This is a genomic window from Rhodohalobacter barkolensis (genome assembly GCF_002834295.1).
GTDB lineage: Bacteria > Bacteroidota > Rhodothermia > Balneolales > Balneolaceae > Rhodohalobacter > Rhodohalobacter barkolensis.
Genome location: NZ_PISP01000001.1, coordinates 613454 through 640066, shown reverse-complemented (window position 1 = coordinate 640066; position 26613 = coordinate 613454). Strand labels below are relative to the sequence as shown.

Below are 26613 nucleotides of genomic sequence, written 5' to 3'. Positions count from 1 at the left end.
GATCATGTGGTAAAATATCGTTGCTCTTCTTGATGAAAAGCTTCATAAATCTCTTCCGGTGTATCACAATCGTTTAGCAATTCTCTAAAAGAGACACTATTCATTAATCGTGAAATTCTACTCAAAAGTTTAATATGAATGGTATGTTTCGATTCCGGGCCAACCAATAAAAAAACCATTTGCACCGGTTCGCCGTCGATGGAGTCGTAGTCTATTGGAGTTTTAAGCTTTGCGAAACTCGCTATATTTTCGTCGATTGATTTAACTTTGCCGTGTGGAATGGCAAGGCTTTTTCCAACCCCGGTAGACATAATTTCTTCTCGTTCAAATACAGCCGTATGTATTTCCCGGAGTTGTTTCTCATTAACATGATCCGACAAAGACTGAATCATCTTCTCAAGCAGTTCTTTTTTTGACTGCACATCAAGATTAGCAAGAATTGTAGACTTGTCGAGTAGTGAATAGATGTTCATAAAAAAGATTCAAGCACAGCGGTTTTAGTACATCAGAATATAGTGACCATATTGCATACTCTTCAAAAATATTCCTAATGCATTTCAGATTATTTTAAGAAGCATAATAATCTCATTTTATAGCAGAAAAACGTAAGAATTTACCCTCACCTCTCTGCTATTTTTTTGTACCTTTACGGGCACTTAATGATCTGACGATTCTATGCTGAAATCATCGCTCACAATTCTTAAGAAAGAGATTACCCAAGAACTTCGCACAAAATATGCGATCAATACACTCCTGGCATTTACAGGAGCCGCTCTGCTCCTGATACTGTTTACATTAAGTGCACAGCAGCTCGACCCCACTCCAAAAAGCGGTTTGGTATGGATTGTGATCCTTTTTGCTGCAATGACCGGAATGATGCGATCTTTTGTGCATGAAACCGAAAAGAAAACCTGGGAGCTTCTACGTTTAAATTCTCGTGCTACTGAAGTCTATACCGGTAAACTGGTTTATAATTTTCTGTTCCTATTAATACTCCACATCTTTACATTTTTCTTCTATATCGTAATGATGAACATGAAAATTGTGAGTTTACCCTATTTTCTGTTCTCAATTCTGTTCGGAGCAGCCGGTCTCTCGTCTGTTACCACTTTGGTTTCTGCGATGATTGCCAAAGCAGATCGAAAGGGAGCCGTTTTTTCTGTTCTTTGTATCCCGCTTTTGGTTCCATTACTCCTTATTTTAACTCGAACAACCACCATCGCGCTGGTTAACGGTCCTGATGGATCCGAATTAAACGATCTCGCCGCACTCATTGGGTATTGTGGTACAACGATCGCAGCCGGAGTACTTCTCTTTGATTATATCTGGGATGAATAGACCTTTAAATTGATTTAGCTGAATGAGTTTTATTGAAAATAACATATCGTTTGGAGATCGCCGTTTAGTTGGACAACAGGATGCCCGTGAGAAGGCTGAACGAATTTTGAAAAGTGATCGGCTTAATCACGCCTATCTCATCACCGGTCCAACCGGAGTCGGAAAAAAGGCATTTGCTTTGGCTATGGCAGAAGCCATCAACGGAATTGATAATCTCACTAATCTAAGGGGAACTGCAGAATCAAAAAAATCCAGCTGGTTTGCTCACCCGGACATTCATCTGTTTATTCCATTTCCATCCAAAGGCGAAAACGAAATACAGCCCAGAATTGAAATGCTGGCTCAAGATCCCTACGAAATCGTTGATTTTGCCGTTCGGCCGGCCCTGAACAGTGATAATATGTCTAAGAACAGACGCGCATTTTATCCCATCGATTACTACCGGTCAGACATTCAGCCGCTGATGAAGTACAATCCCAATGAGGGACGACGAACCGTAGTTGTGATTACAGAAATCGATACGATGCGTAAAGAGGCTGCCAATGCATTTTTAAAATTTCTGGAAGAGCCATCATCAAGGCTGGTTTTTATTCTCACAGCTACCAAAACCGATCAACTGCTGCCAACCGTTATCTCACGATGCCAGCAAATACGGTTAAATCCGCTCAGTGAAAATGATATTCGAGATGGATTGGTACAGTTTGATCATAAATCTGAGGAAGATGCGTCTTTCCTGGCCAGGATGGCAGATGGGAACTACTCCCTCTCCCGTTTCTTTGATGTTAAGACCTTAAAGCAGACCCGTACAGAAATTATCGACTTTCTAAGATATTCTTACACCCAGGATGTACCGGCACTTCTTAAAATTGTCAATGAGTGGAACAGCAAACTCAATACTGAAAATCAAATTGCCGTATGTAACTCTCTGGAGCAATTTCTGAGAGACATTCTTGTGTACAGGGAACAGAAGAGCACACAGTTAGTCACCAACGTGGATCAAATTGAAGTGATCAAGAAATTTACGGCAACAATGAAGGATGCCCGTATTATTGAGATGATTGAACATCTTCAGAGTTTGAAACAGCTGCTGTACCAGAATGTGCAGCTTAAATATATTTATACAGCACTCTCCATGAGATTTACGGCCTTGATGCGTGGAGTAGATCCCTTGATTAATGAAGATGAGGCATGGAAACATTTACCTGCACTTACTGAAGGATAACCGACTGATGAACAACAATACACTCCCCTTTATAAAAATGCAGGGTGCAGGAAATGATTTTGTCCTGTTTGACAACCGATCCATGAAAATTGAAGACGAAGAGTTGTCGAAAATTGCTCCTGTGTTATGTGATCGCAAATTTGGAATTGGGAGTGACGGATTGATTGCACTCTGTTACGATATCACCAAAAAAGCAGATCTGGTCATGGTCTATAAAAATCCGGATGGCAGTGACGCCGGAATGTGCGGTAATGGAGCCCGCTGTTTTGCCGCATATGCAGTTACATTAGGTTCACCCAAACAGTTCAGCTTTCGGGTACACGACAAAATCTACAGAGCCAATGTTGAACAAGAGAATGTAACCATTTCTTTTCCGCTCGAAACAGAAGTTAAAGAAGAGAATGTAGGTTCAGAATCTGTTTTAAATGTTTATACAAACACCGAGCATATTGTGTGCCCGGTTCAAAAAGATCTGCTCGAAGATGAAAAGCAGTTGATAACAGACGGACGCTATTTACGTTATCACAATCACTATCAGCCAAAGGGAACCAACGTCAATTTCATTGCCGGTGTAGATTCGGACGAACTCTGTCTGCAAACGTACGAGCGCGGTGTGGAAAACCTTACCCTTGCATGCGGAACCGGAGCGATCTCTTCAGCGCTGGCATGGCATCATCTTCAGCAAAATGGAGATGGTAAATACACATATAAAGTAAAAGTGAGAGGCGGTACCCTGATGGTTCATTTTCAGTTTAATGAATCTGACAAAAAATACAGTGAAATTAAACTTGAAGGACCGGCAACTTTTGTTTTTGAGGGAGAGTACTATCTGTAAAAATAACTCATATGTATCCGTTATCATTAATCTGAGTGTTACACTTTTGATTGTGACAACCTTACACGGGTGTACAACAACAGGGCAATCCTATTCTGAGGAAAGATCATCACAAGAATCTGCAACTGATCAATATTTTACACTGCCACAGGTCGTATCACCGGATGATCCTGTTTATTCCGTTAAGCTCCATCCTTCCAAACAACCCAATGCTGCTCCATTTCTGGAGCTAAACAGCAACGACCAGTTAACCCTTCGATTTGAGTCGCTTGGCTTTGAATCACGCTCGTACCAAATCTCATTTACGCACCATAATCCGGACTGGTCGGAGTCAGGTCTTTCGCCTGATCAGTTCCTGACAGGTTTTGAACAGTACGATATATCAGGCGGTATAGTCAGCCGATCATCACAGCCGTACTACCGGTCTTTTTCTTACAGCTTTCCTAATCAAAACATCGGATTCAGAGTCAGTGGAAATTACTTACTTCATATTCATAACAGAGATACGGGTGAGCTTGAATTCTCTCTGCCTTTTTTCGTGTATGAAAATGAGGGTTCAATAGCATCAGGTGCAGAAGTTTTGCAGTCTGCTCGCTTTAACCAAAGAGTGATGCACAGTCCTGTAAGTCGTTACGTTCTACCCGATTTTGTGGATCAACCTCAGTTCGATCTCTCTTTTTACTATAGTCAAAATCAATTTTGGGGGCGACGTGTAGAAGCTCAGGAACTAGATTTTTCAGACCCGGATGAAGCTCAGTTTGAACTCTCTTTTAACCGACCTTTTTTTGGCGATTATGAATTTCGAGTGTTGAACCTAAACAATGTGGATCAGCTAAGCAGAACGGTTCTGGACGTTGATAAAAGCGCGGAGCCCTGGAAAGTAACACTGAGAGATGAATCAGAAGGATTTACGCAACCGGTTACGGTAGGTGTGCCTCAAAATTATGGCCCCGAAACCACCACAAACTCCAACTATCTTGAAGTTGAATTCAGATTTGATACCGAATACAATTTAAATGAGAATCAGGAAATTTATCTGGTCGGCGATTTTAATTCCTGGAAAATCTCCCAAGAACATCGACTAAATTATGATGAGAATCTTGGAAGATGGATCAGTACGGTTATTATGAAAGAAGGCACGTATCGATACAAATACGTGTTGGTTGAAAACGGAACAATGGACGATCTTGCCTTTGATACACTGTTTCCGGATAACCAACAGGAGTATCATGCTTTTGTCTACTTCAGAGACATCAATCAATTTTATCACAGATTGTTGCAGGTTAATACGTTTTATAAGGCAAGTCGATAAAATCAGTCCAAATTTATAATTACGACACATTATTTCCCTTTATTCATCACATGAGAATTTTAAAATTTATATCCGCATTTGTAGGTACAGCTCTCGTATTAGGGGTTGTAGTGATCGGTTTAAACTGGACGGCATTTAACACGTTTCTTGAAAATCGGGAAGCATTTATGGAGGGATCTGACTGGGTGCCTAAAACTGAGTCACTGCGAGGGTTAACGGAATATATTGAACAAAATCCGCAGAATGTCTCCGTTGCCAGTATTGTACTTGAACATCCGGACTCTACAATTTTCTATGAAGCAGATACTCCCCGAACCATGGGTGCTCTATCCAATATATTTCTGATGACCGCCTATGCAATTGAGATGGAATCCGGTGATCTTAACCCGGAAGAACTGATCTCTGTGAACGATATTGACAAATATGTACTACCACAGATCGACAATTCAGTCCACGCTGATGCCATTACTTTTGCAGAAGAGAAAGGGTGGGTTCAAAATGGAGAGATTTCAGTACAGGATGCTTTTGTTCTTCTCTCCCATTTTAATGATCCGGCTCTCTCCGATTACCTGTGGTGGAAGCTGGAGCCATTCGATTGGGATGGATTAATGGATCAATTTGGACTCGAATCAACGGATACACCTCTTCCATTTTCGGGAATATACCTTACCATATCAGAATCGGTAAGCAATCAATTTATTGATGAACTTATATCCGATTGGGATGAAAGATCAAAAAGTGAGTTCAGAGATTACGTAATTCAACAATCCAATGAATTTACTACGGATTCAACAATACGTGAAGAGTTGACAAAAGAATTTGAAGATGACAGACTCGGAAGATCATTCATGGAAGAGCGCGATGCAATGGAGCTTTTTCCAAAAGCCACAGCTCGGGATTTGACTACATTTCTTGAACAGATCTACACACAGGAGAATATCTCAAGCAGGGCAAGTGAAAGAATACTGAACTGGTTACGATCGCCCTACAGCGACCGATCTGAAATCCAACGAGACTTTACCGATTACGGCGCCCTCTTCGACAACCGGATGGGGCTTTTAAACGGCGTGGATTTTGGCACATTGGTTTATACCGGTGAAACAAAATTTCAGGCTATTATTTTTGACAATTTACCGATCGGTTTCTGGTTTCATATGTCTGGAAATCACATGCATCAAGATTTTCAGCAACGACTCATTTACGATCCTGCACTTATTGATTTGATGGAGCAGGTTTCCCTATCTGATAATCAAGAACGTTCAGAAATCAATTAAAAGAATGAAAATGAATAAGTACTACTTTATATATCTAATCTGGCTTCTTCCGCTATATTTCCTCTATCAATTTGGGTATCAGGCTACAACATATTTTGGCCTTCAAGATAGCTTCGAAAACGGGACGAGTTATGTTGCTACAGTCATTGATTTTGACGTAAAACAGATTGCTGCACAAACCAACGGTTATGTGGTTATTGAATTTACCACGTCGGATGACGAGGTCATCACAGAACAACTCGGTCTACCGGTCCAGATGGCTCAGGTTATAATGGATTCTGAATTGATTCCTATTCGTTACTTAGCCGATTCATTTAAACCCATTGTGTTAATGCCAACGTACGATCTGCAGCAAAGTGTGATTAAGGTAAATTTGGGGGTAACTGCAATCGGGCTCGTAGTAACCATAATTATTGCGCTTTACGGTTCACGGTTTGCGGCTAAACGAATAAAATATGGCGAAGAAAAACTGGACATCGTGCGAATAGATAAAAACGAAGATTCGGAAGAAAATGAAAAAGCATAAGCTCTATTTGATACCTACTCCCATAAGTAAACGTAAGAAAAACCTTGCTCTTCCTGAACATACCCTGGAGATCACGAAAAAGCTGAACTGCTTTATTGTAGAAAAACCTCAAACCACGCAAAGTTTTCTGCAGTGGATCAAGCACCCTACTCCTCCCTATAAGATGACGATGAGAGTGCTTAATAAAAAAACGCCTGATCAAGAGATTTACAGTTTCCTGAAATTACTGGAGGATCAGGATGTAGGATTGATGTCGGAGGCCGGTGCTCCGGGTGTGGCCGATCCCGGTGCGAAATTGGTAAAATTGGCCCACGATAATGGAATTGAAGTCATCCCGCTCGTTGGCCCTTCTTCCATCCTGATGGCTTTGATGGCGTCCGGGATGAATGGACAATCTTTCGCTTTCCAAGGTTATTTATCCTTAAACGACAAAAAGAGAATACAAGAGTTATCCGAACTTGAGCAGGAATCTTCTCAGAAGAATCAAACTCAAATCTTCATGGAAACGCCTCATCGCAATGAGCAACTTTTTGAACTCCTGCTAAATAAATTACGTCCATCAACCCGTCTCTGTGTCGCTTGTAATATTACACAAAAGGATGAGTTCATTCAGTCCAAAACTGTTCATCACTGGAAGCAAAATGACAAGCCTGATCTGCAAAAAAAGCCCTGTCTGTTTTTGATCTACTCCGGGAGTTAAAAAAGAGTCATTTTTTGCTACAAAATACTCATAACCTAAATTATTTAGGTATATAATTTATTTACGAAAGTATATGCATTACAATGATTACCAATAGGATATAGTTTTCACCTAAGAACTATTTTATTATAATTCCGTTCAAAAAAGGAATTCAATGAAATTTAAAAAACTTTCCTAAAATCACCGGATTGAAGAATCTAATTACTTAAATATAAGTTGAATTTTATTAAGTATATAAACGTTGAATCACCTTCTAATTCAGGTTTAACTTTGAATTTTCATATCACCAAACGAAATCCAATTTTTTCTCCTGAATAATTCTGAAATCATCCAGCAAATTAACGCCGGACCAATGAAGTGAAGCAGTGCCACCTGGAGAAGAACTACAGTATCAAATCCCATTGATGTAAATGTAAAGATCTGTCCGACAAATCCGCTGGTTCCCATCCCTGCTCCTTCCGGAGTGTTTGTCATTTTAAAGAGTGTGGTAGAAAGTGGTGCTAATATCGCACCGGCAATAAGCGGGGGCAGAATGATGAGTGGTTTCTTCAGTACGTTTGCAATCTGCAGCATAGAAGTTCCTATCCCCTGAGCAATTAATCCTCCCACTCCATTCTCTCTGTAACTGCTCACGGCAAACCCAATCATTTGTGCAGAACATCCAACTGTAGCAGCCCCGGCTGCCAGTCCGTCCAGGCCCAGCATGATGGCAATGGCTGCACTGGAGATTGGTGCTGTGAGTGCCAATCCCATTAAAGAGGCCACCAAGATTCCCATAAAAAACGGATGCTGATCTACCGACCAATTGATCAACTCACCAAAAGCCAGCATTCCCTGGTTGATAAACACTCCAATATATTCAGCTGCAAAATACCCAACAAAAATAGTAACCAGTGGCGTGGCTATAATGTCGATTTTTGTTGATCCGGAAATCAGTTTCCCAAACTCAACCGCAAGCAGCGACGCTATATAAGCACCCGCGGGTCCACCGGAAGCTGAGCCAAATGCACCTGCCACAGCTGAGGCAAACAGAACCAGAGGCGGAGCTTTCAAACCATACGCGATGGCAACTCCAATTGCCGGACCCATCAGATCCATTGCCATTTGACCAACAGATACCAGCATATCTATCTCAAACTGCTCGCCGGCTGTCCGAATAATGAGTCCTATGATTAGTGAGGCAAATAACCCCAGAGCCATATGTGACAGTGCTGTAATCACATAGGTATTAAATGAGATATCTATCCCCTTACTTTTCAGAAATGACATGTTTTCATTTTGTTGGATTCGCAACTGACTAATTCTATCTGTGCTGACTTAAGAGGCCTGAGCTTCATGCGGTCAAATACACGCGCACAAAACAAAGAAATATTTATGAATTATCATAAGATTAAAGCATTTCATTAAAAGTTTATACCCCTTCTAAAATCGGGTTAAACCTGATTTGGCCTATGGTTAAATACATGATATAAGAGTATTTTGGCTTATTATCTGTTTTTTAAACTCTGAACGATATCATAAGCCTATTTTAATCTATTAGATAGCAAGAATTGTGAACTCTCTTTAAGGAATCTTCACAAAAAATTATTAGATTAATAAGACAAGATGTAAGCGTTTTCATAAGTTCATCTTATTTACAAGCTACAGAAAAAATAAATAGTGCCTTATTAAAGACATTATCAGGATCTGAAGGATAAAAACAACAATTGAAGCGCTTTCAAACCATGACAATTTTAATTTATTCCATAACTCAAAAAAACAGGTAGATTTTATGAAGGTAAAACAGCTACTCAGCCTGCTTCTGGTCTTGTTCTTTTGTTCGTACGCCCTGCCGGCGCATGCACAATCTGAACTGACGGTCAGCGGTACGGTAACAGAATTAGAAACGGGTGAATCCTTGCCCGGTGTTAATATCACCGTAAAGGGTTCACCGGATCGAGGTACTACTACAAACCTCGATGGTGAATACTCCCTTCAAGTAAGTGCCGATGATGTATTGGTATTTTCTTACATAGGATTTGTCACCAGAGAAATACCGGTTGACGGACGCGAAACCATTGATGTAGAAATGAGCACGGATGTTCAGGCTCTTTCAGAACTGGTCGTAATTGGTTACGGCGTTCAGGAACGAGGTGATAACACCGGTTCTGTACGTGTTGTAAGCTCAAGGGATTTCAATGCTGGTGCAATTACTTCCCCCGAAGAGCTGTTCCAGGGACGCGCCGCCGGTGTTCAGGTAACATCCAACAGTGGTGCACCCGGCGCGGGCGCAACCATTCGTATTCGTGGAGGTTCTTCCCTATCAGCAAGTAACGATCCGTTATATGTTGTAGATGGAGTTCCATTGGATGACGGTGGTATTTCCGGTATGAGAAGTCCACTCAACTCCATTAACCCGAACGACATTGAGTCGATTACCGTACTAAAGGATGCTTCAGCTACTGCCATTTACGGTTCACGTGCTTCTAACGGTGTTATTATTATCACCACCAAGAGAGGCGAAACCGGGCAGGATGTCGAAGTTAATTATACCGGACGATACTCTTACCAAACAAACTCGGATCGAATTGATGCACTAAGTGCTGAAAGATTCCAACAGTTTGTAGAAATCGGTGTTGACAACGGTAGTCTGCCTTCAGGTGCTCTGAACACATTGGGCAACAGCCAAACAGACTGGCAGGATGAAATTTTCCGTAACACCTTTAGCCAGGACCATAATATAAGTGTAAGCGGTGCTGTAGGGAATTTACCTTATCGTGCATCTTTAGGTTTCTCAGGGAATCAGGGTGTTTTGAAAACCTCTTATAATGATCGATTAACAGGTTCTATCGCATTGAACCCATCTCTGTTAGATGACCAGCTCGCTATTGAATTGAATGCTAGAGGAACACGTGTTGACAACAGATTTGCTGATCAGGGGGCAATTAACACTGCTATTAACTTCGACCCGACTCAGCCTGTAATGTCCGGAGGAAGTCAGTATGGTGGATATACCGCCTGGTTAGACGGCGATGGAAATCCAATTCCTATTGCACCGGCCAACCCGGTTGCACTGATTGACCAACGAAGAGATGAATCTACCGTTTATCGATTAATCGGTAATGTTAAAATGGATTACAATCCTTCATTCTTTGAAGAACTGACCGCTACGCTAAACCTTGGACTGGACTACTCTGATGTTGGAGACGGTAAAGTTCTGGTAAGTGATGAAGCTGCCTTTGCTTTTGACGGACAGGGACTTTCCGGTGTTCAATCGGATTATGACCAGAGAAAAGAGAATGAACTTCTCGATTTTTATCTAAACTATAACACAGACCTGGAATCCATTGAAAGTTCACTGGATTTAACAGCAGGATACTCCTGGGAGCATCACTTCGAAGAGGGTTCAAACTACTCAACCAACTTCGACCGTTCGCAGGCCGTGCGTGTAGACAGTGATACTGATTATGCTACTGAATACTATATCACATCATTCTTTGGTCGTGCAAACTACTCGTTCAAGGACAGATATCTGTTAACAGGTACTCTGCGTTATGATGGTACATCCAGATTCTCTGAAGATAACCGCTGGGGACTCTTCCCTTCTTTCGCGTTTGCATGGCAGATGCATGAAGAGAGCTTCCTGGAAGATTCTGAGAACATCAATGAGTTGAAGTTGAGACTCGGTTACGGTGTTACAGGCCAGCAGCGAATTGGGCAAGGTAATTACCCATATCTGCCTCAGTACACCTTTGGTCAAAACACAGCACGTTATGCATTCGGTAATGAATGGATTACAACCCTGCGTCCAGAAGGATACAATTCTGAACTGAAATGGGAAGAAACCACGACATATAACGTAGCCCTCGACTATAGCATATTTGGAGAGAGATTTTTCGGCTCCATTGAATATTATCTGCGGGAAACGGATGACCTCCTGAACGTGATTCCTGTTCCAGCCGGAACAAACTTCACAAACCGAATCCTTTCGAATGTCGGTTCGCTTGAAGTACAGGGTCTTGAGTTTGATATCACAACCAGATTGCTATCTACAGAAGATTCATACTGGCAGGTAACGTTCAACGCTACCTATAACATAGATGAGATTACGAAGCTGACAACGGCTGATGATCCAACCTATGTAGGTGTTGAAGTGGGTGGAATTGCCGGCGGTACCGGTAACCAAGTTCAAGTACACAGTGTTGGTTTCCCAAGAAACTCATTCTTTGTGTTTGAGCAGGTTTATGACCAGAATGGTGCACCGATTGAAGGACTATATGTTGACAGAAACGGAGACGGCGTGATTGATGAAGCAGACAAGTACCGATATAAGAGTCCAAATCCGGACTACACACTCGGTTTGTCCTCACGTTATGAGTACAAGCAATGGGACGCTTCATTCTCTGCACGTGCAAGTATCGGCAACTATGTTTATAACAACGTAGCATCTGACAGGGGTTTCTATGACTCAGTGTACAACACTGCAGGATTTACTATGAATCCTACAGAGTACATTTATGAAACCGGTTTCGAAGCGGCTCAATATCGATCAGATCACTACGTTGAAAATGCATCTTTTGTAAGACTGGACAACGTTTCGTTAGGATATACTTTCGACAGTCTATTCGATCTGGTCTCTTCAATGAGAGTATCTGCTACGGTACAGAACGTATTTACGATTACGGACTATAGCGGGCAGGATCCTGAGGTATTTGGAGGAATTGATTTCAATCTCTATCCACGGCCACGCACCTTTATGTTGGGACTGAATCTCAACTTTTAATTGAAAAATCTTAATCTTGACGATTATGTTGAATAACAAATTTAAAATATTAGCACTGATCCTCGTTGCATTGACGGTTGCGTTCGCTACTTCTTGTGTGGACGATTTGAACACGTCTCCGATCGACGATGATGTAGTCACATCTACGAATGTGTACGATACTCCTGATGATTTCCGTCAGGTTTTAGCAAAATTATATGCCGGCTTTGCGGCAACCGGACAACAAGGTCCGGCCGGAAACGCCGATATCCAGGGAATTGACGAAGGTTTTTCAAGCTATATTCGTCAGCTTTGGGTTCACCAAGTTATCAGTACCGACGAAGCTGTTGTAGGCTGGAATGATGAAGGACTTCCAGAATTCAATTTCCATGATTGGGGGCCTTCCAATGACTTCGTGATGGCTATGTACAGCCGAATTTTTTATGAGGTTGCTCTTACAAATGAGTTTATACGTGAAACTCAAAAGCGTGATGAAAGCATTATAAAAGAAATGGAAGCTGAAGCCCGTTTTTTGCGAGCCCTGAGTTACTGGCACGCACTGGATCTCTTTGGCGGTAATGTTCCATTTACTACCGAAGAGGACCCAATCGGAGCCTATATGCCGGAGCAAACCAATGCACAGGATTTGTTCGCATACATTGAAAGTGAACTTCTTGACATACAGGACGACCTTCAGGCACCCGGACAGAATGAGTACGGACGTGCCGATCAAGGTGCTGCCTGGACTCTCTTATCCAAACTCTACCTCAATGCGGAAGTTTATATTGGTGAAGATCGCTATGACGATGCACTTACCTATGCAGAACGAGTGATCAACGAAGGTGGATACGATCTGGCCGAGAACTATGAAAATCTATTCTTTGCTGATAACGACAGCAATGAAGGGGCTTCTGAAATTATCTTCCCAATACGTTTTGATGGCGAAAACCTTCAAACCTTTGGTGGAACCAACTTCATTATTCACGCAGCGATTGGTGGTAGCATGAGTGCCTCCTCTTTCGGGATGGATGGTGGCTGGGCCGGACACAGAGTTACACCTCAGTTCGTTGATTTCTTTGACGATTCTGACACATTCAGTGGTGTTCAAACAGAAAATACCGGTGGTTTTCCAGAAATTTATGTTCCGGGCGGTTACCAAAGTTCAAGCGGTTATGGCGGTGATTGGTCACCTGCCGAGGCCCCTGCTCTCATATCAGAGAATAGTGATGATGTTTACAGCGGACAGGTTTACTTCGCTGCGGCCGGTTCTGAATTTAAATTCACTCCCACCCCAACATGGGATGATGGTGACTACGGAGGATCTAACGGAACGCTTACAAATGGCGGTGACAACATTACGGTTGACCAAGCCGGAGTTTATAATATCACCGTTGATCTGAATGCGATGACCTACGATTTAGAACTTGCTACTTCTGAAGGTCGGGCAATGTTCTACACCGACGGCCAATCTCTTGAAATCGAAGAGCTCGCAGAATTCACCAACGGATATGCTGTTACCAAGTGGAAAAACATTACATCCACAGGTCAGCCCGGTAAACGTACGGAATTCGCCGATACCGATTTCCCAATGTTCCGTCTTGCTGATGTCTATCTGATGTATGCTGAAGCAACCGTCCGCGGTGCTTCAGGTGGAAGCGCCTCGACAGCTGCAGATTATATCAATGAACTTCGTGAACGTGCATACGGTAACGATTCTGGAAATATATCAGCAGGAGATCTTAATCTGGACCTGATTTTACAGGAAAGAACACGGGAACTCTATTGGGAAGGTCATAGAAGAACGGACCTGAGAAGATTCGGACTTTTTACCGGTGACGATTATATCTGGTCCTGGAAAGGAGATGTTCAGGAAGGAGCTGGTACTAGCAGCCACTTTGAAATTTATCCGATTCCGTCTTCAGATATCAACTCGAATCTGAACCTGACCCAGAATCCGGGTTACTAACCGTAAATCATTTTAAAGTATTACAATCATGAAAAAATCAATTATATCGTTATTGGCGATTTTCGGACTGTTGGTCTTCACCTCGTGTGAAGACTCAATGGGACCGGTGATGGATGGAGCTCCTGAAGCTCCTGAAATTATGGAACCGGCAAATGGTGCTTCATTTGTACTAAATGAAGAAGACAAAGAAGAAGAATTAGAAATGATGGAATGGTCTCCTGCTGAATATGGATATGATGCAGCCGTTGAATACACCATCGAAATGGATGCAGAGGGTGATTCTTTTGAAGATCCTGTAGAACTTGCATCTGTTCGGGGTAGTCATAACTTTTCTCCCGTAATAGAAGATTTAAATGCTAGCCTCCTAGGTGCAGATCTTCCATTCGATGTCGAATCAGTTATAAACATTCGAGTTAGAGCTGATGTCAATGACAATATTCAAACCTTGCATTCTCGACCAGTAGAAATAGGTGTCACTCCATATGAAGATGAATCTCTTGCTCCATCTTATCCTGAAGAACTATATATGATTGGAGCTAGTGTAGGTAGTTGGGATTGGGCTGCTGTTGATTTACCAATGATTCCAGTATTTGATAAACCTTACCTATTCTGGAAAATCGTATGGATTGAATCTGGTGTAAATGATGCAGGTTATAAATTTGCCCCGGAACAAGGTTGGGGTGAAGACTTCGGATGGGATGGAAATGATCCTGTTGAAGGAGTACATGGCATCGGAACAAATAATATGCCAGATCCCGGTGAATCCGGTTATTATATGGTCGTTGTTAACCTTGAAACTGATGAAGTTGCAGTTGTTGAACCACAGGTTTATTTAATTGGTGATACAGTTGATAGTTGGGATAGCAACGTACCTGAAAACCTTTTCACTGTAGATAATGCCAATGAAGTACTAACTATTACAAAAGATTTCCTAGCTGGAGATCTAAGAATGTATGCTTGGTATGATGGTGGGTGGTTCACTGACTGGTGGCAATCAGAATTCATTTTCTTCGATGGAAACATTGAGTTCAGAGGAACTGGTGGCGATCAGGATAGAGTTGCAATTCCTGCAGGTGAAGCTACGATTGAGCTCAACTTCAGAGATGGAACAGCTGCCATAAATTAGTAACTAAATAAACTTAACTGAGTAGTTAAGTACTGATACCTGAAAGCCCGTTCGGCGAAAGTCGGACGGGTTTTTTTTTATTATTACCTACATAATTACATCAATTCTGATCATGCATTTTTAAATTATTAGTTTCAGAAATTACAATCTATAACATCAACCCCAATTTTAGGTAGTTATTGAGTAATACATTCATTGATTCAATTTTTACTACACAAGATACCGTAGTTTTATTACATATAGGCAACCATTTTATTGATAAGGTAATACTATAGGTTTCCTCAATAACCACGTAAGCTTGAAAGAAATTGAACAAACTGAATCACTTTCCCCATTACAAAACTGCTTATCGCCAAATGCTGATGGTTGGATTAATGACAATAATCATATTTGGTTTGTTTACAGATCAACGTTCTTATGGTCAAATACGTCAAACAGAATCAACGAACCAGTTAAAAGCATTAAACCTTAGTGGCGGTTTGGGATTTGGAGATCTCGGATTTGGTTATCAATTAGATTTTGCAGCCAACTTTAGATTTGGAGTGATAGGTTTGCGTCATGTTAGTTTTCATCAAATGCTTGTAGATCCAGGAGATAGTGTAGGTGATTTTGCAGTTATGTACGGTTACAAGAATCAAAAAAACCACAGTTGGGGCTCTCTTCGTGGTGGTTTAGGGTTATCTCAATTTATTGAAAGAGAATGTACTGAATACGCAAATAATGGAGACTCTCTTTTTGGTAATTGTAAAAGTCATTCATCCAATTTTAATTGGGGAGTTGGTATGGCATTTGAAGGTGCCATCGGATACCGTTTAATAAGCCTGAATTTAGTTGGTGATATTAATACTGTTAAATCTTTTTGGGGTTTGTTGTTGAACTTTAACATTAACATGAGCATGTAGGTTTATTAACTTCTTAGAGTTTCTCTGATTAGTTATCCGCTAGCTAATCATTCAAGTTGCTACAGATATCATTCTATTACTACTCGCTATTATGGCACCGCGTATTATAAAAATCTCCCATCCTATACATTAGTAAATCTGAAGATTTCAAAAATTATTATGACAATACACGCCCATAGACCGAAGGTAGTTGATGCGACATTTCTGCCTATAGGTTGATGAATGAACAGGATTACTAATTCTATAAAACCGGTCATTTAATCTTTAAAAAGCTCAATTTTATTTATAGAATTTTAGAGTAAATATTTTGTAACATCCCGCTACGTTATCCCAAAAAAAATTATATAAGATTTTTCAGCAATGACCGCTCTCTCCATTGAAGGATCTTATTTAAAGCTCTTTCATCCAACCAAGCATATCACGGAACTAAAGAAGCGAGCTGCTGCTTTATTCGACATTTAAAAAGAATGGCTTTACAGGACGCTCCTACTGTGCGATGAGGTATACATTAATGTTTATATCTAGAGGCAGGACATTCCTCCGAAATGGATTTGATGGGTGTTAAAAAAATTGATCAGTGTAATACTGACAATCTCCCTTCCTGATTTTAGATTTAAATTAAATTTTCTCTCTTTCAACAAGGCTTGAATAAAACACTCGTGGTACGGCTGGTAGACATGCCACGAGGAATCCGCGTAATCCACAAATCCGATAAATCCGCGTTCCTACTTGATAAGCGTCATCTTTTCCGACACCACCTGATCTCCCTGCTTCAGGCGGGCAATATAAACACCGCTGCTGAGTCCGGCAGCATCAAACTCAACGGTAAATACACCTCTTGGATGTTCATTATCCTGAACCAACGTGGCTACTCGTCTTCCAAGAACATCATACACATCCAGTACTACCGAGCCGGCTTCCGGTACTTCATATTTGATCTGTGTTGAGGGATTAAATGGATTCGGATAATTCGAGTCGATATTCAATTCCCTGATCAATTGCCCAAAATCATTCTCCCCAACCTGGAAAAACACATTCTCTTCAGCCGGCTCAACAAATTCACTCGTATAGATTCGAACTTCACCCGGTGCCAGATTAAACGTTTGGCGAACATTGCCTACATCAAGACTATTTCCGGTTACAAACTCATGCCACTCCCCTTGTTGGGTAAAATCTACTGTGGCATCACGGAACAGCACACTGAAATTCCCTACAATCACCGCATCCATATCCTGATGCTGTAACCGAATCCATTTGATGCCTCCACCAAGGGATGATTCAAATTCCGTTTCCGCACTGCTGAAAACCGGACTGGATTTCCGAAGTCTCAGTAACTCTGACCAGGTACGATACAGTCTGTATCTACTTTCATCTTCGTAGTATTCCCATCGAATCGGCTTTTCATCCGTTCGTCCGGGATCTGTTGACAGACACGATCCGTCTGAACCGTCTCCCGGTTTAAGGCACTCACCCGGACCGCCACCGTAACCCAATTCGCCAAATTGCCAGATCATTTTAGGCCCCGGAACGGTGAAGAAAAACGCACCGGCCAGTTTTTGTCGGTTTAAAGCGACACTCTCTTCGGTAATATCATGATTTTCGTTGAGTTCATTCCCAAAATTGAGATTTCTGAACATCATCCACTGCTCATCGTGGCTCTCCATATACCCTACCAGGTACGGATTATTCCAGCCCCGATTTCCAAAATAGACACGTGAAAAATCGGACTCTTCCTGAAATCCCATCGAAGCTTGACTGTAAGTGTGATTTTGATTTCCCCACAGCAACATGCCATAATCGGATAGTTCTATCTCTTCAGAATCAGCCCCAAGATGCTCCAGAATGATGTACGAATCCGGGTCAACCTCCCACATGGCATCCGCCATTCGTTTCAGATTAGAAATTCGTTCGGCATTATATCCGTTCAAATTGTTTCCGGTGTTTACGTTTGTCGCAAATCCCTTGGATAAATCAAACCGGTATCCGTCAACATTGTACTCCTCCAACCAGTATCGGTTCATGCGGTCGAGCCAGTACTGAATGTAGGGATGATCGTGATTGAGGTGATTAAATACGTTGTATGCGTGTCCCGGCCCTATCAATGGATTTGAATTCCGATCTGAACCGTAAATTCGAATCAAAGGAGAGTTTCCTTCAGCGTGGTTGTAAACTACATCAAGCAGGACAGCTATCCCCCTGGAGTGAGCTTCATCCACAAATCGCTTGAAAGAATCTTTTGACCCATACGCTTTGTCCAGCGCTCCGTGGAAAACAGGATTATAACCCCAGCTCAGATTACCGCTGAATTCGGAAACCGGCATCAGTTCTATGGCATTCACGCCCAGATTTTCAAGGTAGTCGAGCGTGTCGGTCAAAACATCAAACGAACTCTCTTCCACAAAATCTCTAAGCAACAACTCATAAACCACAAGCTCTTCTTTTGCAGGCCGTTCAAAATCGGGTACTTGCCACTCATATTCTTCACTACCCGGCTCAATAACAGTAACGGCATCTTCCGTTAAACCATGCGGATACTGTGGCATATTTGGATAGATCGACTCATCAATATACTGGTCGTTATTTCTATCCAGAATCAGCTCTGAATAGAGATCAGCTACACGGATTTCACCATCAATAAAATACTGAAAGCGATAGATCTCACCCGGTGTTAAATCGTTCAATGTAATCCAAAAACGGTTTCCGGTCGGATCAGTTTCATCCAGATTCATGAAATGATCTTCACTGATTTCCCAGTCCGTCATATCCCCAATCAGGTAAGCAAATTGCTTATCCGGTGCATAAAAGGAGAAGGTAACGGTAGATGGATCCTCGTGATAGTGAATTCCATCTTCTATCCCATTCGGGCGAGCCTGTACATTTACGGGAGGATTTACCATTATATAGAGGGAGTCAGACTCAACATTTCCCTGATCATCCTCTACTTCTATGACAAAATCGGTACGTCCGGAGCTTGTTACATTATAGTCGTACTCCAGGGAAGTTTCGGTGGTACTGGCCAGTTCGGTATTACCTTCAAAGAGAGTTAATGACTGGATTGGATTGGTGGATGATGCTTCCGCCTGCAGGTTGACCGTCTCTCCCACTTCAGCAAAAAAGGGATTCAGGGCAGATACATCCGGCCGGGTAAAACGAACCAGAAGTTCATCATCGTAGAGATCAATAAAAAGATCCGGCCGAGACTGGCTATTGCCATCCGAACTGCGAAAGACAATAGCAATTTGATAAATTTTATCCTCAGTGGCCGGGACATCATAGAAGTCCCGAATGTCATTAATCTCCAGCTCCCAACGATCATTGCCCAAGCTTGTCAATTGAGGCTGAGCACTGTTATCTCCCCAGGTACCAATCACATACTCCCATTCTGAAGTACCTTGATCTGATTCTGATACAATTAAACCTGTATGAGCATAAAGATTACCTGTGTATCCCTCCAGTTCTCCTCCCGGATCTTCAGATGCATCAAAAATAATTGTAAGAGGCTCATCCTCCGTAGGAAAAGCAGGTTCGGTTGTTATGACTTGTGCCGCTAAGGTTTGCGCCAGCAATATTAGCGGGAGAAGAAGAAAGGCCGTTTTTCTAAGATCTAAATTCATGATGTTACTTCTTTTAATTTCTCTGATGAAGAGCGAATCACAAGTTCCGGATGATGAACCTCGTTGCTAATACGCAGATCCGGGTTGTGCAATCTCTGAATGAGTTTATTGGTAGCTCGGAATCCCATGTCGTACATGGGTTGATTGACTGTCGAGAGCCCGATGTACTCCGCAATCGTTAGGTTATCAAAACTGATGAGCGGGAGATGCACGCCATGCTCCTTTAACGCTTTTTGGGCACCTACAGCTTTGGTATCGGACGTGCAAAACACAGCGTCGGGTATAGGATCAAGGTTTAAAATTTTATTCATAGCCTGATAACCGCTCAACTCGGTAAATCCGTCGCGCTCCATACTGTCTCCGGTAATAATCAGGTTTTCATCATATGGTATTTCAAATTCGTCCAAAGCCCTTCTGTACCCTTTTAAGCGATCACGAATGGGAATCGAGTTCGCATTCGCTGATAGAACTGCGATTTGTCGGTTTCCTTTAGAGATAAGATACTTCGTTGCCAGGTAAGCTCCCTCTTCATTATTGAAGCTAACCGAGTCGAATGAGTTACTAAAATCATCCACCAGACAAACCGGAATGTTATGGCGTTTGAGTAATTTCAACTCTTTTTCAGAAAAGTGAAGTGATACCAACAGATACCCCTCAGCCCACCGTTTTTTAATCGTCTCTTCGACGAGTTTAAAAGCGTCCTTTTTCCGTCCAATGTTTACAATATTAAGCTCAAAATGTTCTTCCGCGAGGCTATCCTGAATTCCCCTGAGAACTTCCGTAAAAAAGTAATTGGACATGACGGGTGCCAGCATTACAATCCGGTTCTTTTTCTTACTGGCCAAACCTTGTGCATAAACATGCGGATGATACCCCATTTCGTCCGCAATTTTTAAGACTTTTTTCCGTGTTTGCGGTTTAACATTCTCTGCCTGATTAAACACCCTGGACACCGTGGCTATACTAACACCGGCAGCTTTGGCAATGTCATATATGGTTATAGGCAATTGGAACCTCTGCAGTTAAATTTTGATCCATTCCGACCGGTATCACCGCCCTGAATAAAGTGTAAGCGCTTACATTAAAATCTGCAATTTAGCTGTTAAATTCAACAACTTTAGGAGGGTTTGTTGCAATTTAAATCAGATAGATGATGGGGGTAAAAACCACTGCGTCATTCTGATCCTGAGAATTCGGGAGAAGAATCTTCCGGGTTTCAGCTTCATAGTGAAAAGATCCTTCACTGCCGTTCAGGATGACATTGTCGTCATTCTGAGTGGAACGAAGAATCTCTCAGGTTAAAGCCCAAAGCGTAGAGATCCTTCACTACCGTTCAGGATGACCATACTCGTCATTCTGAGTGCAACGAAGAATCTCCCAGGTTAAAGCCCCATTGTGTGAGATCCTTCACTGCCGTTCAGGATGACCATACTCGTCATTCTGAGTGGAACGAAGAATCTCCCAGGTTAAAGCCCCATTGTGTGAGATCCTTCACTGCCGTTCAGGATGACCATACTCGTCATTCTGAGTGGAACGAAGAATCTCCCGTGCTCAGCAAAAAAACACTTACTCTCTACCGTAATTCTTTACAACGTAGTCGTCCAGAATCTTCCTGAACTCTGCACCGATTCCATCTCCCTTCAATGTTGTGAAATGTTCTCCATCAACATAGACCGGAGCCTTGGGCTCTTCAAATGTGCCAGGCAATGAAATTCCAATATTGGCATGGCGTGACTCACCGGGTCCATTGACGACACAACCCATTACGGCAACATCCATCTCTTCTACCCCGGGATAAACCTCACGCCAAACCGGCATCGACTCTACCACATAATTTTGAATTTCATCAGCCAGCTCCTGGAAATAGGTACTTTTGGTACGGCCGCAACCCGGACAGGACGTTACCTGGGGAATAAAGCTTCTAATGCCAAGTGACTGTAATATCTGTTGACTAATTCGCACCTCTTCGGCCCTATCGGCACCCGGCATGGGTGTGAGAGATACGCGAATTGTGTCTCCAATTCCATCCTGCAATAAAACACCCAAAGCCACTGAACTGGCAACGGTTCCCTTCATGCCCATCCCGGCTTCGGTCAACCCTAGATGGAGCGGATACTTTAAATCTTTGGCAATTCTCCTGTAAACATTAATCAAATCCTGAACGCCACTCATTTTACAGCTGACGATAATTTTATTGGATGGCAAACCTACGTCCTCAGCCAGAGCGGTTGATCTCCTCGCACTCTCCACCATTGTATCGAGCATCACTTCTTTGGAAGACTTCGGCTTATTTCTGCTGTTATTTTCGTCCATATACTGAGCCAGCAGCTGTTGATCCAGCGAACCCCAGTTTACTCCAATTCGTACCGGCTTATCATATTTGATTGCCTGCTCTACAATAGTGCAGAAATTTTTATCCCGGGTTTTGGTTCCGGTATTTCCCGGATTGATTCTGAATTTAGCCAGAGCTTTTGCCATTTCAGGATAGCCGGGCAGCAGTTTATGACCGTTGTAGTGAAAGTCTCCGATAATCGGGACCGTCACTCCCCTGTTCAGTAGTTTTTCTTTGATATGTGGTACCGCCTTCGCCGCAGCATCATTATTGACCGTAATCCGAACCAGTTCCGATCCGGCCTGATGCAGGTGATCAATTTGATCAACCGTCTCGTCTATATCAGCCGTATCCGTATTGGTCATCGACTGAACGACGATGGGATTTCCACCACCCACAGGGATATCTCCAACGTTTACGGTGATGGATTTTCTGCGCTTTATTGGGTTCTGCATGATCTGCTATTTTAAATTAAATTCTTTGCTATACAATTGTTGGCAGTTTGCTGTTGGCAATTTGCAATATTACCAACAAACATCATTAATTCGTTCCTCGGGCTTGATACTTTTCAGGATACGTCATCATGTGATAAAGCATTTTTCCAACTTCTTCAGAGATAGACTGTAACTTGCGGTTTTCACCTTCGGTGATGTATCCGCAACTACAAGCGAAATCCAATGAAACCTGAGTCTCGGAGTTTTCCATATCCGCATCACTCATTTTACTGATGAAATGATTGGGATATCTTCTCTTCCGATAACCCTCGGCAATTGATCTTGATACGGACCGTGATGACCTTCTAATCTGACTGGTAAGCGCATACTTTTCTTCAGATGGAAATGATTTTGAAATAAAAAAAATTTCCATCGCAAGATTATATGATTTTTGATAAACCTTCAGATCCTTAAAATCCCCCATAATCCATTGATTTATTAAAAATTTAAACCAAGATATCAAATATCATCAAAAACAGTCTATTGCCAATTGCTAACTACCTACTGCCAACTAAAAGTCAGTTTCTCTTACTCAAATCGAAAAGTCTCTTTTTCTCTTCCGAAGTCAGGCCGTCGTAACCGTGTTTGGAGATCTTTTCAAGAATTTCATCCAAATCTGATATTTCCTCCTCATCCAGGATCTCTACATCACTCACCGAATACATATCCTTATTCTTTTTCTTCCGCTTTTTCTTTTTGGAAGAAGATCCTGACAGCTCCGGATTCCAAATCCTTTCAATGGGTCTTACAAACTTAGACAGATCAGTTCCATTGTAATGAGCTCTTACCAGAAGGTATCCAATACCGGCACCCCCAAGGTGCACCAGCCGTGCTACATTATCTCCTGCTCCTATGAAGAGTACGTCAAACACAATCAAGCCGGCAACAACATACCTAGCCTGAATCGGAGGCAGTAAAAAGAGCATAATCGGCATGGTTGGATACATGTAAGCGAATGCCACCATCACACCAAAAACAGCGCCTGACGCCCCAATCACCATGTTGGTCCCATAAAGAAATGAGAGGGCGATATGGAAAACAGCTCCACCGATGCCGGCTCCGAAAAAGATCACGGAAAATGTACGAGGGCCCAGTCCCTCTTCCACAGCTCTTCCCATCCACCAAAGCCAGAGCATGTTAAATAGCAGGTGAAATCCGCCGCCGTGCAGAAACATGTAGGTCACAAAACGCCACGGTTGGGTAATGGCGGTTCCTAAATCGGGATCAAACCCAAACCAGTTTACGATAATACGGTTCAGCGACTGATTCCCAATCTGAATACCGCCAAAAAAAGCCTGAAATATGAACACGATCACATTGACAGCGATGAGCGTTCGAATCACCGTTGGCATTCGCAGGAAGCCGCGTTTAAAAGAGTTCCAAAATGAGTCTTGCTGATACATATTCATTCTTCGATCTGATTAAGCTCGTCGTTCGCCTTTCAAGCCCCAGTAACGGATCAAAATATAACCCACAACCATTCCGCCCAGGTGAGCAAAGTGTGCTATTCCGCTGTCGGTTCTCATAATGCCGGACATCAATTCAATAACACCAAAAATGGCTACAAAGTATTTTGCCTTAATCGGTATAGGAGGAATTAAAAGCATGATATATCGATCCGGGAACATCATACCAAAAGCCAATAGAATTCCATAAACCGCACCTGATGCTCCAACCGTAGGTGCTCCGGTTCCGCCAATCCACATGTGTATGAGTGCCGCACCGATACCGGTTAAAAAGTAGTAGATTGCAAAGCGTTTGGTTCCCCAGAAATTTTCAATGCCCTGACCAAAAATCCACAGAGCAAATAGGTTAAAGAAGATGTGTCCAAAACTGGCGTGGATAAACATATAGGATATCAGCTGCCAGGGAGCAAAATTTCCGGAATCAACCGGCCACAGGGCACCAAAGACCATCAGATACTGTTGGAGCATGGGATTCATGAGCGCCACAAATACCAGCAGGTTTACAATAATGAGATGTTTTACTGCAGGTGGAAATATTGAAAATTGTGTGTTGGGTGAATAGTTATTCCTGTCGTAATTCAATGAAACGATTGTTTTTTGAGTTGTTCTTGAACCCTATAATATACGTGAAATCCGCTTAAAGTTACGCCCGGAATTCCCTGTCCCGGAAACACCGTATCACCGCAGAGATAGAGGCCTTCGAAGGGTGGTGTATTGGGTGTCCAATCGAGCAATGAACGGCCCATACTCTGAGGAATGCCTCCTACGCGTCCTTTTTTTCGATACACCCAATTCTCCCAGCTCACCGGAGTTGACGAAAATGCAAGCTTGATTTCTGCCTCACCAAAATGCGGAAGCTGTTCTTTGAGAACATCAATGATCTGCTGATGAACCCTCTCCTTTTCAGTATCGTAATGCCCATTGAGCGCAAACCAGTAGTCGGTCTCTGTATGAGTTGAAATATTGAGAACACGAGATCCTTTTTCAGCTCGCTCCTCATCATCCGCATGGGAAAACGAGACAAATATTGAATCAGAGTGAATCCCCGGTATTGGTTTTTTGATATGCACCTGATGGTGAAGCGGCATCTCATCGGGGTAGACATCATCGGTAACAACACCCATCGTAAACGCTCCCCAGGCCTCACTGTATTTCGCGGACTCTTTTTTGAAATAATCTACCATCTCACCTGATGTAATATCCTCCATATTCCAAACCGGAATATTCGAGATAACCTGTTTGGCATGGTATGATCGATTTTTGGACGTTGTCACTTTAAAAGTTCCGTTCTTCTTCTCAAGAGATAACACCTTCTCTTTGGTTTGAATTTTACCACCATTCTCTGTGATAAAATCCCGTATCGTTTCCGCCATTTTTTTCAGTCCGCCGGGTACGGAGTAGTTGGAGCAGTTTGTATAGGTGATGGCCGGTGCTCCAAAAAGAAACGGTGTGTCATCCGACTTGGACTGAGCCGAAATCAGCAGCTGTTCGTCCATAAACCTGAAAAACTCCGGGTTTGTGATATTACAATTTCTGGCAAACTCTTTTACCGATTTGATCGCATAAGGCAATACCCAAACATCACGTGGGTCATTTTTAAGCAGACTGAGCCAGTCTTTTGCCGATTGCGGAGGAAATGCGGTATTCTTTTCTGATACTCTCCATACCACATCAGCTACTCGGAATGCCTTACGCCAAAATGTTTCCTGTGCTTTCTGTTCCCCAAAATGCCGAACAGCTTCCATGATCCACTTCTCTCGATCCTCGTACCGGGTGATCTCCTTTCCATCCAGATGAACCTTCATCGATGGGTTGAGCTTCACTTTTGGAATAGAAATACCGAGCGTTTCTTCCAGCTTTTTTAGTGGCTGATGCTTGTCAAATCCGATCAGTGTGGTTGCACCTGACTCAAAGATAAATCCTTTCCTATAATAGGATGAGCTGCATCCGCCAATGGCAAGTGCGGCTTCCAGTACAAGAACCGAATGTCCATCTTTTGCTAAAAGGGACGCTGACGTTAATCCTCCCATCCCCGAGCCGATCACAATAAAATCGTAAATTTCGTCTGTATGATTCATATCCGCAGAACAACAAAACTTACTTCAGAGGTTCCGATTTGTTTAGAATTTGTAAAGCTGGTATAAATGTGAATGTCGGTAATATGATTTGTAATACGGCCTCAATAAAAGAAGTAAATTCTATTGCCACGGAAACACAGAACCGCACGGAAGCTTCAATGAATTCCGTGCTTCTGTGGCTTTTAGAATTAAGAAAACATTCCGTTTTCTACAACTCTTTACCGGCCATGAATGACCGGCCTGTCTTCCAAAGCTTCAGCGCAGGCAGGCTCGCATATGAAGCCCCTTATCGGGCATTTTTATACTTCATCTCTTCGTTATGCTTCGTGTCATTGTGCCTTGGTGGCAAACTCTTATGAATTCACCACATTCCGTAGGAATATTCTGTTTATAGGTGGACGGATGAAAGAAGGTTATCACTCCGTGGGAGTGTTCTTTTAGTTTGGAGTTTATCATTTCGTTCACCGTAACAGGAAGCTCCTATGGAGCTTTTACAATATTTCGTATTAAATGCTATAAACAGAATACCCCTCCGGAGTTGAAACTAAACTTTAACTTGTTACGGAAGCAATAAAAGACATCACTCTGTGAGAATATTGGACGCTGTCAGGTTCATTGAACGCTGACAGGTCTATTTACAATAGAAGCCATTCATGGGTTTTACAAACGAGCGCGGGATTTATCACC

General features: G+C 42.4%; 20 protein-coding genes. 11 read left to right on the top strand and 9 right to left on the bottom strand.

Going from position 1 to position 26613, the window contains the following annotated elements:
- Positions 1-2: 2 nt before the first annotated feature.
- Positions 3-473, bottom strand: a complete 471-nt coding sequence (locus CWD77_RS02535) for a PTS sugar transporter subunit IIA (protein ID WP_101071657.1) — start codon at positions 471-473, stop codon at positions 3-5.
- Positions 474-675: 202 nt separating this feature from the next.
- Here CWD77_RS02535 and CWD77_RS02530 point away from each other — a divergent pair, with 202 nt between their 5' ends.
- From CWD77_RS02530 to CWD77_RS02500, 7 genes are read left to right on the top strand one after another with little or no spacing between them, the layout of a single operon-like run.
- Positions 676-1338 (top strand): heme exporter protein CcmB, encoded by a 663-nt coding sequence (locus CWD77_RS02530; RefSeq protein ID WP_101071656.1) that lies wholly within the window; start codon positions 676-678, stop codon positions 1336-1338.
- Positions 1339-1360: 22 nt separating this feature from the next.
- Positions 1361-2560, top strand: a complete 1200-nt coding sequence (locus tag CWD77_RS02525; protein WP_101071655.1) for a DNA polymerase III subunit — start codon at positions 1361-1363, stop codon at positions 2558-2560.
- 7 nt (positions 2561-2567) lie between these two features.
- Positions 2568-3395 (top strand): diaminopimelate epimerase, encoded by an 828-nt coding sequence (dapF, locus tag CWD77_RS02520; RefSeq protein WP_165779060.1) that lies wholly within the window; start codon positions 2568-2570, stop codon positions 3393-3395.
- Positions 3396-3447: 52 nt separating this feature from the next.
- On the top strand, positions 3448-4707 hold the full coding sequence (locus tag CWD77_RS02515) for a type IX secretion system plug protein (protein WP_165779059.1): 1260 nt from the start codon (positions 3448-3450) through the stop codon (positions 4705-4707).
- Between the two features lie 50 nt (positions 4708-4757).
- Positions 4758-5981 (top strand): serine hydrolase, encoded by a 1224-nt coding sequence (locus tag CWD77_RS02510; protein WP_101071652.1) that lies wholly within the window; start codon positions 4758-4760, stop codon positions 5979-5981.
- Between the two features lie 10 nt (positions 5982-5991).
- On the top strand, positions 5992-6507 hold the full coding sequence (locus CWD77_RS02505; protein ID WP_133120162.1) for a hypothetical protein: 516 nt from the start codon (positions 5992-5994) through the stop codon (positions 6505-6507).
- Entirely contained in the window at positions 6494-7207 is a 714-nt protein-coding gene (locus tag CWD77_RS02500; protein ID WP_101071650.1) for an SAM-dependent methyltransferase, read from the top strand. Before CWD77_RS02505 ends, CWD77_RS02500 begins: the two co-directional genes overlap by 14 nt.
- 264 nt (positions 7208-7471) lie before the next feature.
- Here the strand turns inward: CWD77_RS02500 and CWD77_RS02495 are convergent, their stop codons facing one another.
- Positions 7472-8476, bottom strand: coding sequence for a PTS sugar transporter subunit IIC (locus CWD77_RS02495; RefSeq protein ID WP_101071649.1), 1005 nt, complete (start codon positions 8474-8476; stop codon positions 7472-7474).
- A 502-nt stretch (positions 8477-8978) separates the two neighbouring features.
- Between CWD77_RS02495 and CWD77_RS02490 the strand changes: the two genes are divergently transcribed.
- The 4 genes from CWD77_RS02490 to CWD77_RS02475 all read left to right on the top strand — a co-directional run bounded on the left by CWD77_RS02490 (position 8979) and on the right by CWD77_RS02475 (position 15942).
- Positions 8979-11969: a SusC/RagA family TonB-linked outer membrane protein gene (locus tag CWD77_RS02490; protein ID WP_101071648.1), complete on the top strand. Its 2991-nt coding sequence runs from the start codon at positions 8979-8981 to the stop codon at positions 11967-11969.
- Between the two features lie 25 nt (positions 11970-11994).
- Positions 11995-13914 carry a RagB/SusD family nutrient uptake outer membrane protein gene (locus tag CWD77_RS02485; protein WP_101071647.1) on the top strand — a complete coding sequence of 640 codons (1920 nt, stop codon included), beginning with the start codon at positions 11995-11997 and terminating at the stop codon, positions 13912-13914.
- A gap of 28 nt (positions 13915-13942) precedes the next feature.
- Positions 13943-15040: a SusF/SusE family carbohydrate-binding protein gene (locus CWD77_RS02480; RefSeq protein WP_101071646.1), complete on the top strand. Its 1098-nt coding sequence runs from the start codon at positions 13943-13945 to the stop codon at positions 15038-15040.
- A 308-nt stretch (positions 15041-15348) separates the two neighbouring features.
- The gene (locus CWD77_RS02475) at positions 15349-15942 is read left to right on the top strand and encodes a hypothetical protein (RefSeq protein ID WP_133120161.1); all 594 of its coding nucleotides are present in this window, start codon (positions 15349-15351) and stop codon (positions 15940-15942) included.
- Positions 15943-16667: 725 nt separating this feature from the next.
- Here CWD77_RS02475 and CWD77_RS02470 read toward each other — a convergent pair.
- From CWD77_RS02470 to CWD77_RS02440, 7 genes are all read right to left on the bottom strand, one after another.
- On the bottom strand, positions 16668-19556 hold the full coding sequence (locus CWD77_RS02470) for an alpha-amylase family glycosyl hydrolase (protein WP_101071644.1): 2889 nt from the start codon (positions 19554-19556) through the stop codon (positions 16668-16670).
- Complete coding sequence (locus CWD77_RS02465; protein WP_101071643.1) at positions 19553-20563, bottom strand: LacI family DNA-binding transcriptional regulator; 1011 nt, start codon at positions 20561-20563, stop codon at positions 19553-19555. The genes CWD77_RS02470 and CWD77_RS02465 overlap by 4 nt, the downstream gene beginning before the upstream one ends.
- Before the next feature lie 559 nt (positions 20564-21122).
- Positions 21123-22343, bottom strand: coding sequence for a flavodoxin-dependent (E)-4-hydroxy-3-methylbut-2-enyl-diphosphate synthase (gene ispG, locus CWD77_RS02460; protein WP_101071642.1), 1221 nt, complete (start codon positions 22341-22343; stop codon positions 21123-21125).
- Positions 22344-22428: 85 nt separating this feature from the next.
- Entirely contained in the window at positions 22429-22806 is a 378-nt protein-coding gene (locus tag CWD77_RS02455; protein ID WP_101071641.1) for a four helix bundle protein, read from the bottom strand.
- A 94-nt stretch (positions 22807-22900) separates the two neighbouring features.
- On the bottom strand, positions 22901-23791 hold the full coding sequence (locus tag CWD77_RS02450) for a rhomboid family intramembrane serine protease (protein ID WP_101071640.1): 891 nt from the start codon (positions 23789-23791) through the stop codon (positions 22901-22903).
- Between the two features lie 12 nt (positions 23792-23803).
- The gene (locus tag CWD77_RS02445; protein ID WP_101071639.1) at positions 23804-24430 is read right to left on the bottom strand and encodes a rhomboid family intramembrane serine protease; all 627 of its coding nucleotides are present in this window, start codon (positions 24428-24430) and stop codon (positions 23804-23806) included.
- The gene (locus CWD77_RS02440; protein ID WP_101071638.1) at positions 24427-25926 is read right to left on the bottom strand and encodes a phytoene desaturase family protein; all 1500 of its coding nucleotides are present in this window, start codon (positions 25924-25926) and stop codon (positions 24427-24429) included. The genes CWD77_RS02445 and CWD77_RS02440 overlap by 4 nt, the downstream gene beginning before the upstream one ends.
- Positions 25927-26613: the final 687 nt, after the last annotated feature.

Coding starts and splice junctions, on each gene's coding strand:
- CWD77_RS02495 (WP_101071649.1), bottom strand. CDS start 8,476: ATGTCATTTCTGAAAAGTAAGGGGATAGATATCTCATTTAATACCTAT.
- CWD77_RS02455 (WP_101071641.1), bottom strand. CDS start 22,806: ATGGGGGATTTTAAGGATCTGAAGGTTTATCAAAAATCATATAATCTT.
- CWD77_RS02485 (WP_101071647.1), top strand. CDS start 11,995: ATGTTGAATAACAAATTTAAAATATTAGCACTGATCCTCGTTGCATTG.
- CWD77_RS02480 (WP_101071646.1), top strand. CDS start 13,943: ATGAAAAAATCAATTATATCGTTATTGGCGATTTTCGGACTGTTGGTC.
- CWD77_RS02535 (WP_101071657.1), bottom strand. CDS start 473: ATGAACATCTATTCACTACTCGACAAGTCTACAATTCTTGCTAATCTT.
- CWD77_RS02470 (WP_101071644.1), bottom strand. CDS start 19,556: ATGAATTTAGATCTTAGAAAAACGGCCTTTCTTCTTCTCCCGCTAATA.
- CWD77_RS02525 (WP_101071655.1), top strand. CDS start 1,361: ATGAGTTTTATTGAAAATAACATATCGTTTGGAGATCGCCGTTTAGTT.
- CWD77_RS02530 (WP_101071656.1), top strand. CDS start 676: ATGCTGAAATCATCGCTCACAATTCTTAAGAAAGAGATTACCCAAGAA.
- CWD77_RS02490 (WP_101071648.1), top strand. CDS start 8,979: ATGAAGGTAAAACAGCTACTCAGCCTGCTTCTGGTCTTGTTCTTTTGT.
- CWD77_RS02505 (WP_133120162.1), top strand. CDS start 5,992: ATGAATAAGTACTACTTTATATATCTAATCTGGCTTCTTCCGCTATAT.
- CWD77_RS02500 (WP_101071650.1), top strand. CDS start 6,494: ATGAAAAAGCATAAGCTCTATTTGATACCTACTCCCATAAGTAAACGT.
- CWD77_RS02450 (WP_101071640.1), bottom strand. CDS start 23,791: ATGAATATGTATCAGCAAGACTCATTTTGGAACTCTTTTAAACGCGGC.
- CWD77_RS02440 (WP_101071638.1), bottom strand. CDS start 25,926: ATGAATCATACAGACGAAATTTACGATTTTATTGTGATCGGCTCGGGG.
- dapF (WP_165779060.1), top strand. CDS start 2,568: ATGAACAACAATACACTCCCCTTTATAAAAATGCAGGGTGCAGGAAAT.
- CWD77_RS02510 (WP_101071652.1), top strand. CDS start 4,758: ATGAGAATTTTAAAATTTATATCCGCATTTGTAGGTACAGCTCTCGTA.
- ispG (WP_101071642.1), bottom strand. CDS start 22,343: ATGCAGAACCCAATAAAGCGCAGAAAATCCATCACCGTAAACGTTGGA.